This window comes from Streptomyces qaidamensis (genome assembly GCF_001611795.1).
In the GTDB taxonomy this organism is placed as follows: domain Bacteria; phylum Actinomycetota; class Actinomycetes; order Streptomycetales; family Streptomycetaceae; genus Streptomyces; species Streptomyces qaidamensis.
On sequence record NZ_CP015098.1, the window covers coordinates 1,482,022 to 1,496,986 of the forward strand.

Here is a 14,965-nt window from a genome sequence, read left to right on the forward strand (position 1 = left end):
TCAGGCGCCGCGCTGCCGCAGCGCCGACCCGGACCGGCCCTTGACGACCTCCAGCTGGGCGTGGATTCGCCGCCGCAGGTCGGGGACGTGGCTGACGATACCGACGCTGCGGTCGCGTTCGCGCAGGGAGTCGAGGACGTCGAGGACCTCGTCGAGGGTCTGGTCGTCGAGACTGCCGAAGCCCTCGTCGATGAAGAGGGTGTCCAGCCGCACCCCGCCCGCCTCGTCCGTGACGACGTCCGCGAGGCCGAGGGCCAGGGCCAGCGAGGCGAAGAACGTCTCGCCGCCCGACAGCGTCGCCGTGTCGCGTTCGCGGCCGGTCCAGGCGTCGACGACGTGCAGTCCGAGCCCGCTGCGGCCGCGTCCGGTGCGGTCGTCGGAGTGGACGAGGGTGTAGCGGCCGGACGACATGCGGCGCAGCCGTACGGTCGCGGCGGCGGCGACCTGCTCCAACCGGGCGGCCAGGACGTACGACTCCAGGCGCATCCGGCGTTCGTTGTCCGCCGAGGTGCCGGCGGCGAGACCGGCCATCCGGGCGACGCGGTCGTACTCCTCGCGCAGCGGCGCCAGCCGGCGTACCGAGGCGGCCGCCCGGGCGGACAGCCGGTCGAGTTCGGCGCAGCGCCGGCGGGCGGCGTCGTGGGCGGAGGCGGCGTGGCGCAGCCGCCGCTCCGCCTCGTCGGCCGTCCGCTGTGCCGCGTCCGGGTCGGCCCGTGGCTCGTGGGCGGCGGCGGCCGTGTCGGCCTCGGCGAGGACGGCCCGGACGGCGGCCTCCTCGTGCTGCCAGGCGTCCAGGCGGTGTTGCAGTTCGCGGTGGGCGGCGTCGTCGAGGAGGGCGGCGGCCGCGGCCTGCGGTGTCTCGAAGCCGGCGCGGAAGGCGGCGTCGGCGAGCCGGGCGTCGGCGTCCTTGAGCCGCTGGGCGCTGTCCTCGGCGGCGCGGGCGGCGTCGGCGGCGTCCGTGAGCAGCGCGGTCCGCCGCTCCAGCTGTGCGGCCCGGGCGGCGACACTGTCCAGGGAGCCCCGCGCCCGGTCCAGCTCCTCCTCCAGAGCCGCCCGTTCACGGTCCAGCCGGTCCCGGTGACCGACCCGGGACGCGGTCCGTACGGCGGCCTCCTGCCGGGCGGTGAGGCGCCGTTCGTGTTCGTGCCCGGCCTGCCGCAGGCGCTCCTGCGCGGCGTGCAGTTCGGCTGCCGCTCTACGGGCCCGCGCGTACTGCTCCTCCAACTCATCGACTTCTGCGGCTAGTTGGTCGGTCGCGGTGTCGCCGGACTCTGCAGTGGCAGCGGCCAGTGCCTCCCGAACGGCCCCGAGGCGCCGCTCGTCCTCGGCGCGCTGTTCGTCGGCGCGCTGGTAGGCGGTGAGGGCGTGCTCCTCCGTCTCGCGGTCGACGTGCCCGGCGACCTTGCGGGCGGGGGCGGGGTGTTCGGTGGCGCCGCAGACGGCGCACGGTTCGCCGTCGGTGAGGTGCGCGGCCAGTTCGGCGGCGATGCCGTTCAGGCGCTGTTCCTTGAGGTCGAGCCAGTACTGCTTGGCCCGCAGTGCCTTGTCCTGTGCGGTGCGGACCTGTTCGACCGCCTGGTCCGTGTCGCGGGCGAGCTGGTCGCGCAGGCGGGCCGCCCGCAGCCGCTGCCGCGCGGGCTCGCGCCGTTCGGCGAGCTGCGATGCGAGGGCGGCGTGCTTCTGGGCGGAGTCGACCGCCGCCTGGAGTGCGGTGCGCGTCTCCTCCCAGCCGTCGAGCCAGGCCTCCGCCTCCTGCAAGAGGTCGGCGTCGGCGTGCTCCTGGCGGTCCAGGCCGGCGCGTTCGTCGAGGAGTTCGGCCAGCCGCCGCTCGGCACGGCGGGCCGAGTCGAGCCCGCCCAGTTCCTCGGCGGCCCGGCGGGCGGCGGAGGCGAGCCCGGCCGCCCCCGCGTCGGCGAAGGTCTCCGGCAGCAGGGCACGCGCGCGGACCTCGGCGGCGGCTGCCCGGCGGTGCTCGGCTTCGGAGGAATCCCGCAGGTCCAGGGCGGGGGCGACCGCTTCGGCCTTGCGGGCCCGCTCCATGAGCGCCCGCGCCTCCCGGTAGGCCCCGGCTCCCTGCTCCAGGCGCGCCGCCCGTTCCCGTGCCTGGGCGAACCGCCGCTGGAGCCGGGCGACTTCGCGTACGTCGTCCAGGGCGCGGCCGGCGGCGGCCTGCGCGGACTCGGCGGCGGTGAGCGTGCAGGCGGCGACGGTGAGCTGCTCGCGGGCGGTGCTGCGGGCGACGGCGGCCGCGCTCAGGACGGCCTCGGCGAGTCCCGGTTCGCCCGGGGCGAGTGCCGGCAGCTCCATCGCGTCGCCCGCGGCCTGCTGCATGCGGTGGGCGTCGGCCAGCAGCTCCGCGTCCCCGTCCCGCACCTGGGCCTCGGTGGCGCGGCGGCGCTCGGCGAGGCGCTTCTCGACGTCGGCGAAGCGGCGGGTGTCGAACAGGCGGCCCAGCAGCTTGCCGCGGGCCTCGGCGTCGGCGCGCAGGAACCGGGCGAAGTCGCCCTGCGGCAGCAGCACGACCTGGCAGAACTGCTCCCTGCTCATGCCGAGGAGCTGGGTGATCTCCTCACCGATCTCCTGGTGGGAGCGGCTGAGGTCCTTCCAGGCCCCGGCCGTCGCATCGTACGCGCGCAGCCACGTCTGGGCCTTGTCCAGGGTCGTGCCGGTGCCGCGCTTCTTGGGGCGCTCCCAGGGCGGCTGGCGGGTGACCTCCAGTCGGCGTCCGGCGACGGTGAGGTCGAGGGTGACCTCCGTGCGGGTCGCGGGTGCGGCGTGGTCACTGCGCAGGGCTGTGCCCTGCCCGCCGCCCTGCCGGGCGCCCGGCACCGAGCCGTAGAGGGCGTAGCAGACGGCGTCGAGGACGGATGTCTTGCCCGCGCCGGTGGGGCCGTGCAGCAGGAACAGCCCGGCCGTCGACAGGTCGTCGAAGTCGACGGTCTGGGTACCTCCGAAGGGGCCGAAGGCGGTGAGGGTGAGCCGGTGGAGCCTCACCTGGCCACCTCCCGTACGGTCTCGTCGGCCCGGACCGCGTCGAACGCGTCCCGCAGCACGCCCTGTTCGTGCGGGTCGGGCCCGGCGCCGCGCACATGGGCGACGAAGTCCTCGGCGATCTCCTGGTCGCTGCGGCCGGCGAGGCGCCGGGCGTACGACACCTCGGACTCGTCCTCGTCCCGGTCGGGGTCGAAGACGAGGCTGAGGGTGTGCGGGAAGCGGGCGGTGAGCCGGGCCATCGGGTCGGCCGGGCGGACGGGGTCGGTGAGGGTGGCCTCGACCCACGCCTCCTCGTGCCGGGTCAGTCCGGGATCGCCGAGCAGGTCGTCCAGCGTGCCGCGGATCCGGGCCAGGGCGCGGGGCACCGGGCAGTCGACGCGCTCGGCGGCGACGGAGCCGTCCGCGGCCAGGTCGACCAGCCACATGCTCTTGCGGTGGGCGGCTTCCGAGAAGGAGTAGGGCAGCGGGGAGCCGGAGTAACGGACGCGGTCGGTGAGGGTCTGGCAGCCGTGCAGATGCCCGAGCGCCACGTAGTCGACGCCGTCGAACACGCCGGCCGGCACCGAGGCGACGCCGCCGACGGTGATGTCCCGTTCGCTGTCGCTGGGTTCGCCGCCGGTGACGAAGGCGTGCGCGAGGACGACGGAGCGGGTACCGGCCGGGCGGGCGGCGAGGTCGGCGCGGACCCGGTCCATGGCGGCGGCGAGCACGGCCTCGTGTCCGGCCTTCTCCACACCGAACTCGTCCTTCACCAGGGCCGGTTCGAGGTAGGGCAGCCCGTAGAAGGCGACCTCCCCGTCGTCGTCGGCCAGCACCACGGGGGTGCCGGCCGCCGACGGCTCGGTCCGCAGGTGGATGCCGGCCCGCCCGATCAGCCCGGCGCCGACGCCGAGCCGGCGGGCCGAGTCGTGGTTCCCGGAGATCATCACCGTGGGCACGCCGAGAGCGGCGAGGCGGTGCAGGGCGTCGTCGAACAGCTCGACCGCGGCGAGCGGCGGCACGGCACGGTCGTACACGTCTCCCGACACGACCACGGCGTCCACGGACCGCTCCCGCACGGTCGTGACGAGGTGGCCGATGAACTCGGCCTGGGCGCCGAGCATGTTCACCCGGTGGAAGGCCCGGCCGAGATGCCAGTCGGAGGTGTGCAGCAGTCTCAAGACGCCGCCCCGGCCTGCATGTCTCCCCCTGCTGTCGTTCTGTTCTCCACCGGCACGAGATGGTCCCGCTCGCTGTCGGACCCACCACGCTAACGCCTGTGGGCACCCGGTCCACCACGAACCCCGGCCCGCCACACCCGTCCGACGGCAATTCAGAGGAAATGTCGCAACTGTGCGGGGGCGGACCCGCCGTCAGGCGTCCCCATACGCCTCCCCGCCCGCCTCGAAGCCGGCCGTCCCGGCGGTGGCGTCGGCGAGCCAGGACCGGAAGGCGTCCACGTCGGCGTCGGGGAGGGCGATCTCGATCGTGACCGCCTCCCCGTAGCGCACGCCGCGGACTTCGCGCCCGGTGGTGCGCAGGTCGTTCTCCAGCTTGCCGGCCCGCTGGTGGTCGACGGTGACCGTGGCCAGCCGGAACCGGCGGCGGGTGCGGGTGCCGAGGGTGTCGAGGGCCTCGCCGACCGCTCCGCCGTACGCCCGGATGAGCCCGCCGGCGCCGAGTTTGACCCCGCCGAAGTAGCGGGTGACGACGGCGACGACGTACCGCATGTCGCGGCGCAGCAGCATCTGGAGCATGGGGACGCCGGCGGTGCCGCCCGGCTCGCCGTCGTCGCTCGCCTTCTGGACGGAGGCGTCGGCGCCGATCACATAGGCCCAGCAGTTGTGGGAGGCGTCGGCGTGCTCCTTGCGGACCGTGGCGATGAAGTCCTGTGCCTCCTGCTCGGTGGCCGCCGGGGCGAGGGCGCACAGGAAGCGGGAGCGGTTGACCTCGGTCTCGTGCACGCCGGTGCCGGCGACCGTGCGGTATTCGTCCTGCATCCGGCCAGCCTAATCGCGTGGCCGCCGCGTCCCGGCGGGGCGGTCGGCCGCAGCCGCCGGGACCTTCGCTACGAGTGGGCCACGGCCTCGCCGGCCGTGACCTCGGGCGGGTTGGGCAGCAGCTCGGCGAGCCGGTCCCGCACGTAGTCCCCGGCCCTCTCGGTCGACTCCTCGGCGCCGGCCCGGTCCTGGAAGACGCCGGTCGACACCATCACCCCGCCGCCCGCGTCGACGAAGTAGTAGGCCACGAACCCCTGGACCTGGCGGAGGAGCGGCAGGAACTCCTCGTTCACCCGGCGTCCCGCCTCCGCCGGGTCGGTCACCCCTTCGTACCGCCGGATCACTGCGTGCATGGCTGTCTCCTCATGGATCGGCAAGGCCGTTCGACGCAGACGCCCTACCCGCCACGGGACGTGCGCGCAGCGCGAACCAGGCACACATCACCGGAAAGGCCCCACGCCGGTGTGTGCGCGGGCTACTTCTTCGCGCCCCGCGGCACGGTCACGGACGTGAGCAGCGCGGTGCCGGGGGCGAGGGCCCGCCAGGCGGTGCCGCGCCAGGTCAGTACGGCGATCGCCGAGGTGGGGAACTTGGTGCGGACCCGCTCCAGGGTGTCGTCGAGGCCGTCACCGGCGAGGGCCAGGACCAGTTCCTCCAGCCCGGGGTTGTGCCCGATCAGCAGCAGTGTCTCGACCTCGGCGGGCACCTCGTGGACGACGGCGAGCAGGCCGGCCGGGCCGGCGGCGTACAGCCGCCGGTCGTGCCGGACCGGCGGGGGTGTGCCCCACTCGGCGGAGGCCAGGTCCCAGGTCCCGCGGGCGCGGACGGCGGTGGAGCACAGCGCGAGGTCCGGCAGGAGGTCGGCATCGGCCAGGGCCCGCCCGGCGGCGGGGGCGTCCCGTCGGCCGCGTGGGGCGAGGGGGCGTTCGTGGTCGGCGACGTCCACGGGCCAGGCGGACTTGGCGTGCCGCAGCACGACCAGGCGGCGCAGCGGGCCTGCTCCGGCGCGTTCGATCATGACGGGGCTCCCAGATCGCGGGTGAGGTCGAGGCCGAGGAGCCGGTCGGCGTAGGCGTACGTCTCGAACCGGGCGCCGTCGGCGAGGTCCGGCTCGGTCTCGACGTCGCGCAGGACGTCCAGCACACCGGGGACGTCCAGGTCGTCCTCCCAGGCGTCGCGCAGCCTCCCCCGCACGGCGTCGGGGACCGGCCGTGAGGGCTGCCGCGCCCAGCGGGCGACCGCGCCGCGCCAGCGGGCGAGGGTGGCGCGGGCGTCGTCGAGCCCGGCCGCCTCCAGCCGGACCGGGGCGCTGTGGTGACGGGTGATCAGGGCGAGGCGCAGGGCGGCCGGTTCGCAGGGGGCCGGCGGATCCGGCTCCACGGACGCGACGGCGATCCGCACCCCGTCGGGCGCCTTGCCTCCCGCGGCGGTGACATGGACGACCTGGGCCTCACCCAGACCGGCGCCGACGTCGGGGCTGTCCTCGAAGGGGCGGACGCCGAGCGTCGCGGCACCGGCGCGCAGCTCCGCCTGCCGGCGGCCGCCGGTCAGCAGCGCCCACACAGGTGTGCCGCCGAGTTCCAGGGTCCGGACGAGCAGGTCCCCGACGAGCAGCACCCGCAGGTCCGTCGAGTCGGAGCCGGACGCGTGCACCTCGACACGGGTCAGGCCCCGGCGGGCCGGGGCGGCGTCGACCGGCTCGCCGGTCCGGGCGTCGATGATGCGCAGCACGAGGTGAGCGTAGGCGGGCGGGCGGCCACGCGCGGGCAGGTTCGGCGTTTTCCGACTGCCGTGGCGCGATCGCCCCACCCGTGACGCGCCCGGCCTCTCCGCTCTCAGGCCAGCGTGCCCAGGAACCGCACGTGGGGCCGCCCTTCGGGCCCTTCGCGGCTGACGGCGGCCCGCACCCGGTACACCTCGGCGATGAGCTCCGCCGTGAGGACGTCGCCCGGGGTGCCTCCCGCCACGACCCGCCCCGCGCCCAGCACGACGACCCGATCGCAGTACGCCGCCGCGAGGTTGAGGTCGTGCAGGGCGACGACGGTGGTGACCGGCAGGCCCGTGACCAGGGTGAGCAGGTCGAGCTGGTGGTGGATGTCGAGGTGGTTGGTGGGCTCGTCGAGGAGGAGCTCGCGGGGTTCCTGGGCGAGCGCGCGGGCGATCTGCACCCGCTGGCGTTCGCCGCCCGAGAGGGTGTGCCAGAGCCGGTCGGCACGGTCGTCGAGGCCCGTGCGTTCCAGGGCGGCGCGCACCGCCCGCTCGTCGTCGGCGCCGGCGGGCGTCCAGGCACGGCGGTGCGGGACGCGGCCGAGCCGCACCACGTCCTCGACCGTCAGCTCGACCTGGGTGTCCGACTGCTGCTCGACGACGGCGAGGCGGCGCGCGACCGTGCGGCGGGGCAGGTCGCCCAGCGGTGTGCCGTCGAGGGTGACGACTCCGCAGGTCGGGGTGAGCAGCCCGGCCAGCAGCCGCAGCAGGGTGGACTTGCCGGAGCCGTTGGGGCCGAGGACGCCGACCGTGGAGCCGGTCTCGGGCGCGAGGGCGACGCCGTCCAGGATGAGATGCCCGTCGGCACGGCGGCTGACCCGGTCGGCCCGCAGCCCCGCCTCCACCGATGCGCCCGCGCCGCTCACCGGGCCCTCCGCGTCCGGTACAGCACCGCCACGAACGCCGGCACCCCGATCAGCGACGTCACGACCCCCACCGGGACCTCCTGCGGTTCGAGGACCGTCCGGGCGAGGGTGTCAGCCCACACCAGGAACACCGCTCCGGCGAGGGCGGTGACCGGCAGCAGCCGCGCGTGCCCCGGGCCGGTCAGGGCCCGGGCGGCGTGCGGCAGCACCAGTCCCACGAAGCCGATCGCCCCGGACGAGCTGACCAGCGCGGCCGTGAGCAGGGCCGTGACACACAGCAGCACCAGGCGGGTGCGGGCCACGGACACCCCGAGCGCGGCCGCCGCGTCCTGCCCGAAGGCGAAGGCGTCGAGGGTACGGGCGTAGGACAGGCACACCGCCAGCGCCACGGCCAGCACGGCCAGGCACAGCCACACGTCGGCCCAGCCGGCGCCGCCGAGCGAGCCGAGGAGCCAGAACAGCACGCCACGGGTCGTCTCGGCGTCGGCAGAGGTCATCACGACGAACGAGGTGAGCGCCGAGAAGAGCTGCATGGCGGCGACGCCCGCGAGGACGACCCGGTCGGTGGTGCCGCCGAGGGTGTGGCTGAGCAGCAGTACCAGCGCGAACGACAGCAGGGCACCGAGGAACGCGCCGGCGGACACCGACAGGGCGCCGCCGCCCGCGCCCAGCACGACCACGAGGACCGCTCCGGTGGAGGCGCCCGAGGACACCCCGAGCACGAAGGGGTCGGCCAGCGGGTTGCGCAGCAGCGACTGCATCACCGCCCCGCAGACGGCGAGTCCGGCCCCGCACACGGCCGCGAGCAGGGTGCGGGGCAGCCGCAGCTGCCAGACGATCCCGTCCCGGATCGGCGTCAGCTCCGAGCTGCCGAGGCCGAGACGGGCGGCCACGACGGACCACACGTCGGCGACCCGGATGTCGGCGGGACCGATGGTGATGGCCACGGCGAGGGAGGCGACGAGAGCGACCGCCCCGGCCGCCCCGAGCGCGAGCCCGGTCCGCCGCCGGGGCCGGGCCGCGGCGCCCGGCACACTCCCGGCGGTCACTTCACCAGCCCGAACCTGCGCAGCCCGGCGGCCACCTGCTCCACGCCCTCGACGGTGCGGATGGTCGGGTTCATGGCCTGCCCGCTGAGCAGCACGTACCGCTTGTGGCGGACGGCGTCCATGGTCCTGGTGACGGGGTTGGACTCCAGGAAGGCGATCTTCTTCGCGGCCGACTCGGCGGTCTGGGACTTGCGGGTCAGATCGCCGATGACGAGGACGTCGGGGTCGCGGTCGGCGACCGTCTCCCAGTTGGTCTGCGGCCACTCCTCGTGCGTGTCGTCGAAGACGTTCTGCGCGCCGAGGGCCCGGGTGATGATGCCGGGCGCTCCGCAACAGCCCGCCATGTAGGGCGACTCGGAGTTCGCGAACCAGTAGAGGAGGGTGACGTCGGAGGCGTCGGTGCCCGCGGTGGCCTTCTTCATGCGCTGCCGGAGGGAGGCCACGAGCGTGTCGCCGCGCTTCTTCACCCCGAACACGGCCGCGAGGTCCCGTATCTCGCCGTAGACGGTGTCGATGCCCAGGGCCTTGTCGCGGGCGCCGTCGCCGCCGCCCGAGTTGTCCTTGCCGGCGCAGTCGGACGGGGAGACGTAGGTGGGCACGCCGAGCTTCTCGAACTGCTCGCGGCCGGCGACGCCGCCCTTGCCGAGGGTGGAGACGAAGGACGCGGCGACGAAGTCGGGTTCGGTGTCCAGAACGCGCTCGAAGGACGGGTTGTTGTCGGCGATGCGCGGGACCTCGGCCTCGGCCTTCTCCAGCCCCTTCATCACGGGGTCGGTCCAGGTGGCCGTGCCCGCGAGGCGGTCGGCCAGGCCGAGGGAGAGCAGGATCTCGGTGGTGCCCTGGTTGAGGGACACGGCGTGCTGCGGTGGGGCCGCCACACGGACGTCGTGCCCGCAGTTGGTGAGGGTGACGGCGGCCTTGGCATCGGTGGACGCGGTGCCGCCGCAGCCGGTCAGGAGCAGGGAGCCGGCCGCGAGCAGGGCGGCGGCACGGGCGGGTCGGGCGAGGGGCACGGAAAACCAGTCCTCAGGCGTCGAGGGCCCATTCGCGGAGCCCGGTCGTACGGTGCTCCCCCGCCGCACGCGGCCGCGGGGGCCGCCAGCAGGTCTTCGGACTCGGGTTCACCCGGATCGGGACGCCTTCCCGGACGTCCGCGAGGGAGTCCAGTGGCCGAGGCCCCGCCCGTCCCCCTCACCGCTGCGCGTCAGTTCCGGATTCACACCGGATTCCCTGACCCACCTACATGGGTTCGACTGGCCTCGGCAAGCTATCACGGGGGCTCCCGGGAATCACCGCGCGTCCTGCGTCGTTGCCGGGAGAGCAGTGCGTCCACGACTTGCGAGGAGGCCGCCGGTGTACGGCGACGAGGCAACGGTCCGCAGGATCCTCACCGGGCTCGGCGACACCTGGGCCGTGGTGGGCCTGTCGTCGAACCGGCAGCGCGCCGCGTACGGCGTGGCCGCCGTGCTCCAGCGCTTCGGCAAGCGCGTCGTGCCGGTGCATCCCAAGGCGGAGACGGTGCACGGGGAGCAGGGGTACGCGAGCCTGGCGGACATCCCCTTCGACGTGGACGTCGTCGACGTGTTCGTGAACAGCGACCTCGCCGGAGCCGTCGCGGACGAGGCGGTCGCCAAGGGCGCGAAGGGCGTCTGGTTCCAGCTGGGTGTCATCGACGAGGCGGCCTACGACCGGACCCGCGCGGCGGGCCTGGAGATGGTGATGGACCGCTGCCCGGCGATCGAGATCCCACGGCTGTCTCATGACCGCGTACAGGAATCCTGAAGCGTTCCCCACGAAATGCCCGCACCCGGTCAAGGGTGCACAACTCGTCTTCTGCGGCCGGCCGGCCGATTTCTAACCTGAGGCCTCTTGCTCCCCGAACTCCCCGAGTTCGTCTTCGAGAGGCCCTGTATTCATGGAAAGAGACGGCCTGCGCCGGGATGTCGGGCTGATCGGACTCATGTGGGCCTCGGTCGGCTCCATCATCGGTTCGGGCTGGCTGTACGGCGCCGAAAAGGCGGTCGTGACGGCCGGACCCGCGGCGATCCTGTCCTGGCTCATCGGTGCCGTGGCGATCGTGCTGCTGGCGCTGGTGCACGCGGAACTGGGCGGCATGTTCCCGGTCGCGGGCGGCACGGCCCGCTATCCGCATTACGCGTTCGGCGGGCTGGCCGGCATGTCCTTCGGCTGGTTCTCCTGGCTCCAGGCGGCGACCGTGGCACCGATCGAGGTCGAGGCCATGATCGGCTACGCCGGGCACTGGCACTGGGCCCAGGGCTTCCAGCACGCGAAGGACGGGACGCTGACGACGAGCGGCTTCGCCGTCGCCGTCCTGCTGATGGCCGTGTTCGTCGTGGTCAACTTCCTCGGCGTGCGGATTCTGGCGCACACCAACAGCGCCGCCACCTGGTGGAAGGTGGCCGTGCCGCTGGCCGCGATCTTCATCATCGCGGCCGGCAACTTCCACCCGGGCAACTTCACCGAGCACGGCTTCGCCCCGTTCGGTGCCCACGGTGTGCTGAGCGCCGTCAGCTCCAGCGGCATCATCTTCGCCCTGCTGGGCTTCGAGCAGGCGATCCAGCTCGCGGGCGAGAGCCGCGACCCGCAGCGGGACCTGCCGCGCGCCACGATCGGCTCGGTCGCCATCGGGGCGGCCATCTACGTCCTGCTCCAGGTCGTCTTCATCGCCGCCCTGCCGCTGGGCTCCTTCGCGCACGGCTGGACCAAGCTCGACTACCCCGGCATCACCGGCCCGTGGGCCGGTCTCGCGACCCTGGTGGGCCTCGGCTGGCTGAGCGTGGTGCTGTACCTGGACGCGGTGGTCTCCCCGGGCGGCACCGGCCTGATCTACACGACGGCCACGTCCCGCGTCTCCTACGGACTGGCCCGCAACGGCTACGCGCCCAAGCTCTTCGTCCGTACCGACGCCCGCGGTGTGCCGTGGTTCGGGCTGATCGTGTCCTTCGTGACCGGCGTGGTCTGCTTCCTGCCGTTCCCGAGCTGGCAGCAGCTGGTCGGCTTCATCACCTCGGCGAGCGTGCTGATGTACGCGGGTGCCCCGCTGGCCTACGGCGTCTTCGCGGACCGGCTGCCGCACCGGGCGCGCCCCTACCGCCTGCCCGGCGGGAAGGTCCTCTCGCCGCTGTCGTTCGTGGTGGCCGACCTCATCATCTACTGGTCCACCTGGGACACCCTGTGGCGGCTCGGCGTGGCCATCGTCCTCGGCTACGTCCTGCTCGGCGGCTACGCCTGGTACGCCACCCGCAAGGGCCTGCCCGACGCGCCCCGGCTCGACTTCAAGGCCGCCCAGTGGCTGCCCGTCTACCTGCTGGGCATGGGCGTCATCTCCTGGCAGGGCGGCTTCGGCGGCCAGGGGCACCTCGGACTGTGGTGGGACATCCTGGTCGTCACGGTGTTCTCGCTGGCGATCTACTACTGGGCGCGGGCCTCGGCGTCGCCCGCCGAGGACATCGAGCGGAGCATCGAGGAGGTGGCCGTCGCGCAGGTGCCCGTCCACTGAGCCCGGCCTCCATAATGTGCGCATGACGCGACCCCTTCCGCCCCCCAACTCCGGCGCCCCGCAACGCTTCCCGGTCGTTGTCGTGGGCGCCGGACCCGCGGGTCTGACCGTCGGGAACATCCTGCGGGCCGCGTCCGTGGACTGCCTGGTGCTGGAGACGGAGACCCGCGCATTCATCGAACAGCGGCCCCGGGCCGGGGTCATCGAGGAATGGGCCGTCCGCGGGCTGGAGAAGCGGGGCCTCGCCCGCAACCTGCTGGACCGTGCGGAGCTGCACACCGTGTGCGAGTTCCGCTTCGACGGGGAGCGCTTCCGGTTCCCCTACGGCGAGCTGACAGGCAGTCACCACTTCGTCTATCCACAGCCGTTGCTGGTGACTGACCTGGCGCGCGAGTACGCCGACGTCCGGGGCGGACACATCCGCTTCGGAGTCCGTGACGTGCGGATCCACGACCTCGACACCGACCGGCCATGGGTGTCGTACACCTGTCCCGAGACGGGTGAACGCCAGGTCGTGCACTGCGACTTCGTCGCCGGCTGCGACGGGGCGCGCGGCGTGAGCCGGGCCTCGCTCCCGCCCGAGCGGGTCCGGATCGCGCGGCACGACTACGGTATCGGCTGGCTGGCCCTGCTCGCCGAGGCACCGCCGTCCGCCGACTGCGTGCTGTTCGGATGCCATGCGAGCGGCTTCGCCGGCCAGATGCCCCGCAGCCCGGAGGTGACCCGCTACTACCTCCAGTGCCCGCCGGGCGACGCTGTGGAGAACTGGCCGCACGAGCGCGTCTGGTCGGAGCTCCGGGAGCGGCTCGGGGCGGCCGGTGTGCCGCCGTTGACCGAGGGGCGGCTGATCGAGAAGCGCGTGCTGGACATGCACGACTACGTGGTCGAGCCGATGGCGCACGGCCGGCTCTTCCTCGCGGGCGACGCGGCCCATCTGGTCGCCCCGATCGCCGCCAAGGGCATGAACCTCGCCCTGCACGACGCCTTCCTGCTCGGCGACGCCCTGGTCGCGCGGCTCACCACCGGTGACGGCAGCGGCCTCGATGGCTACGCGCAGGCGTGTCTGCGGCGGGTGTGGGACTACCAGGAGTTCTCGCAGTGGCTGTCCGAGGTGTATCACGGCACGGCGGCGGGCGACCCGTTCCGCGCGGGCACCACGCTCGCCCGGCTACGCCGCCTGTTCACCTCGCCGGCGGCGGCCGCCGCCTTCGCCGAGCAGTATCTGGGGACGGCCGCGCGGTACTGACTCAGTCGTGCGGCGGGCGGTCGCTGAGCCGGTGGTCGGCCACGTTCAGCGCCTCGTCGACGAGCCGGCGCAGATGGCCGTCGCGGAGTGAGTAGATCACCCGGCGGCCCTCCTTGCGCGTGCTCACCAGGCCCGCGAGGCGCAGTCGCGCCAGATGCTGGCTGACGGCCGGCCTGGCCGCCCCGCACGCCTCCGTCAGCGTTGTGACGTCGGCCTCTCCCCCGGCCAGTGCGTGCAGCAGGGCGAGCCGGGTGCGGTCGCCGAGCAGAGCGAGGAGCTCCGCGGCGAGAGCCAGCTGCTCCTCGCCGGGACTGCGCGGATGCGCATCATGCGCAGATGACAGGTGCATGCGTGCGCTCATACGCACATAATGGCGCCCGGGCGCGGGTACGTCCACTCTCGCGCGCACCGGAAGGGGATCCACGTGAGCGACCGGCACGAGCACTCCCGCTCGCACGACCACACGCCTGCACACGAACACGGGCACGGGCTTGACCTCGGGCACGGGCACGGCCACGGGCATGACCACGGGCACGGGCACGACCGGGAACACCGGCACGGCCTGCGCCATCGGGCGGGTCACCTCCTCGCCCCGCACTCCCACGAGACGGCCGACAAGGTCGACTCCGCCCTGGAGTCCTCGGCCCGGGGCATGCGGGCGCTCTGGGTCTCGCTCGCCGTCCTGGGTGCCACGGCGCTGGCCCAGGCGGCCGTGGTGGCCGTCTCCGGGTCGGTGGCGCTGCTCGGGGACACGGTGCACAACGCCGCGGACGCGCTGACCGCCGTCCCGCTCGGGATCGCCTTCGTACTGGGCCGGCGCGCGGCCACGCGCCGCTTCACCTACGGCTACGGGCGGGCCGAGGACCTGGCCGGCCTGGTGATCGTGCTGACGATCGCGGCGTCCGCGGCCTTCGCGGGCTGGACGGCCGTGGACCGACTGCTGGACCCCCGCCCGGTCCAGCACGTCCCGGCGGTCGCCGTGGCCGCCCTCGTCGGCTTCGCGGGCAACGAGTGGGTGGCCCGCTACCGCATGCGCGTCGGCCGCTCGATCGGCTCGGCGGCGCTGGTCGCCGACGGGCTGCACGCCCGTACCGACGGCTTCACCTCACTGGCCGTGCTGCTGGGCGCCGGAGGCTCCGCCCTCGGGTGGCAACTGGCGGACCCGGTCGTCGGACTGCTCATCACCGCGGCGATCGCACTGGTGCTGCGGGACGCGGCCCGGGAGGTGTTCCGCCGGGTGCTGGACGCCGTCGACCCGGCCCTGGTGGACCGGGCCGAGCGGGCGCTGACCGAGGTGCCCGGAGTGCGCGGGGTGGGCGAGCTGCGGCTGCGCTGGATCGGTCACCGGCTGCGCGCCGAGGTGGCGGTCGTGGTGGACGGTGACGCGACGGTGCGCGAGGCCCACCGCATCGCCGTGGACGCCGAGCACGCGCTGCTGCACGCGGTACCGCGCCTGACCGCGGCCCTGGTGCACGCGGATCCGGAACCGGCCCCGGGCGAGAGCGACCCCCATCTCCCCCTGGCCCACCACGTCGCGGTGTAGC

The 14,965-nt window shown here is 74.1% G+C and carries 14 protein-coding genes and 1 riboswitch; of the genes, 4 read left to right on the top strand and 10 right to left on the bottom strand.

Translation table 11 applies throughout. The annotated features are described in order from the left end of the window. The 9 genes from A4E84_RS06305 to A4E84_RS06345 form a co-directional block, all read right to left on the bottom strand. On the bottom strand, positions 1-2,994 hold the full coding sequence (locus tag A4E84_RS06305) for an AAA family ATPase (RefSeq protein ID WP_062925595.1): 2,994 nt from the start codon (positions 2,992-2,994) through the stop codon (positions 1-3). Further along, the gene (locus A4E84_RS06310; protein WP_062925596.1) at positions 2,991-4,154 is read right to left on the bottom strand and encodes an exonuclease SbcCD subunit D; all 1,164 of its coding nucleotides are present in this window, start codon (positions 4,152-4,154) and stop codon (positions 2,991-2,993) included. The genes A4E84_RS06305 and A4E84_RS06310 overlap by 4 nt, the downstream gene beginning before the upstream one ends. 192 nt (positions 4,155-4,346) lie before the next feature. Further along, complete coding sequence (locus A4E84_RS06315; protein WP_062925597.1) at positions 4,347-4,973, bottom strand: YigZ family protein; 627 nt, start codon at positions 4,971-4,973, stop codon at positions 4,347-4,349. Between the two features lie 68 nt (positions 4,974-5,041). Next, positions 5,042-5,326 carry a hypothetical protein gene (locus tag A4E84_RS06320; protein ID WP_062925598.1) on the bottom strand — a complete coding sequence of 95 codons (285 nt, stop codon included), beginning with the start codon at positions 5,324-5,326 and terminating at the stop codon, positions 5,042-5,044. Between the two features lie 122 nt (positions 5,327-5,448). Beyond that, positions 5,449-5,991, bottom strand: a complete 543-nt coding sequence (locus tag A4E84_RS06325; RefSeq protein WP_062925599.1) for a SixA phosphatase family protein — start codon at positions 5,989-5,991, stop codon at positions 5,449-5,451. After that, complete coding sequence (locus A4E84_RS06330; protein WP_237304863.1) at positions 5,988-6,704, bottom strand: hypothetical protein; 717 nt, start codon at positions 6,702-6,704, stop codon at positions 5,988-5,990. Before A4E84_RS06330 ends, A4E84_RS06325 begins: the two co-directional genes overlap by 4 nt. A 104-nt stretch (positions 6,705-6,808) precedes the next feature. Continuing rightward, the gene (locus A4E84_RS06335) at positions 6,809-7,606 is read right to left on the bottom strand and encodes an ABC transporter ATP-binding protein (RefSeq protein WP_062925600.1); all 798 of its coding nucleotides are present in this window, start codon (positions 7,604-7,606) and stop codon (positions 6,809-6,811) included. Continuing rightward, positions 7,603-8,655: a FecCD family ABC transporter permease gene (locus tag A4E84_RS06340; RefSeq protein WP_107308275.1), complete on the bottom strand. Its 1,053-nt coding sequence runs from the start codon at positions 8,653-8,655 to the stop codon at positions 7,603-7,605. Before A4E84_RS06340 ends, A4E84_RS06335 begins: the two co-directional genes overlap by 4 nt. Continuing rightward, positions 8,652-9,668 carry an ABC transporter substrate-binding protein gene (locus A4E84_RS06345; RefSeq protein WP_062925601.1) on the bottom strand — a complete coding sequence of 339 codons (1,017 nt, stop codon included), beginning with the start codon at positions 9,666-9,668 and terminating at the stop codon, positions 8,652-8,654. Before A4E84_RS06345 ends, A4E84_RS06340 begins: the two co-directional genes overlap by 4 nt. 70 nt (positions 9,669-9,738) lie before the next feature. Beyond that, a riboswitch (cobalamin riboswitch) is annotated at positions 9,739-9,928 on the bottom strand. Between the two features lie 80 nt (positions 9,929-10,008). Here A4E84_RS06345 and A4E84_RS06350 point away from each other — a divergent pair. The 3 genes from A4E84_RS06350 to A4E84_RS06360 all read left to right on the top strand — a co-directional run bounded on the left by A4E84_RS06350 (position 10,009) and on the right by A4E84_RS06360 (position 13,421). After that, positions 10,009-10,437 (top strand): CoA-binding protein, encoded by a 429-nt coding sequence (locus A4E84_RS06350; protein WP_062925602.1) that lies wholly within the window; start codon positions 10,009-10,011, stop codon positions 10,435-10,437. Positions 10,438-10,570: 133 nt separating this feature from the next. After that, positions 10,571-12,175, top strand: a complete 1,605-nt coding sequence (locus A4E84_RS06355) for an APC family permease (RefSeq protein WP_062925603.1) — start codon at positions 10,571-10,573, stop codon at positions 12,173-12,175. A 22-nt stretch (positions 12,176-12,197) separates the two neighbouring features. Then, on the top strand, positions 12,198-13,421 hold the full coding sequence (locus A4E84_RS06360; RefSeq protein WP_062925604.1) for a 4-hydroxybenzoate 3-monooxygenase: 1,224 nt from the start codon (positions 12,198-12,200) through the stop codon (positions 13,419-13,421). A gap of 1 nt (position 13,422) precedes the next feature. Here the strand turns inward: A4E84_RS06360 and A4E84_RS06365 are convergent, their stop codons facing one another. Continuing rightward, on the bottom strand, positions 13,423-13,782 hold the full coding sequence (locus A4E84_RS06365) for an ArsR/SmtB family transcription factor (RefSeq protein ID WP_062925605.1): 360 nt from the start codon (positions 13,780-13,782) through the stop codon (positions 13,423-13,425). 63 nt (positions 13,783-13,845) lie between these two features. Between A4E84_RS06365 and A4E84_RS06370 the strand changes: the two genes are divergently transcribed. Beyond that, positions 13,846-14,964, top strand: coding sequence for a cation diffusion facilitator family transporter (locus A4E84_RS06370; protein WP_062925606.1), 1,119 nt, complete (start codon positions 13,846-13,848; stop codon positions 14,962-14,964). The last annotated feature ends 1 nt before the right edge of the window (position 14,965 follow it).

Coding starts and splice junctions, on each gene's coding strand:
- A4E84_RS06315 (WP_062925597.1), bottom strand. CDS start 4,973: ATGCAGGACGAATACCGCACGGTCGCCGGCACCGGCGTGCACGAGACC.
- A4E84_RS06320 (WP_062925598.1), bottom strand. CDS start 5,326: ATGCACGCAGTGATCCGGCGGTACGAAGGGGTGACCGACCCGGCGGAG.
- A4E84_RS06325 (WP_062925599.1), bottom strand. CDS start 5,991: ATGATCGAACGCGCCGGAGCAGGCCCGCTGCGCCGCCTGGTCGTGCTG.
- A4E84_RS06355 (WP_062925603.1), top strand. CDS start 10,571: ATGGAAAGAGACGGCCTGCGCCGGGATGTCGGGCTGATCGGACTCATG.
- A4E84_RS06360 (WP_062925604.1), top strand. CDS start 12,198: ATGACGCGACCCCTTCCGCCCCCCAACTCCGGCGCCCCGCAACGCTTC.
- A4E84_RS06365 (WP_062925605.1), bottom strand. CDS start 13,782: ATGAGCGCACGCATGCACCTGTCATCTGCGCATGATGCGCATCCGCGC.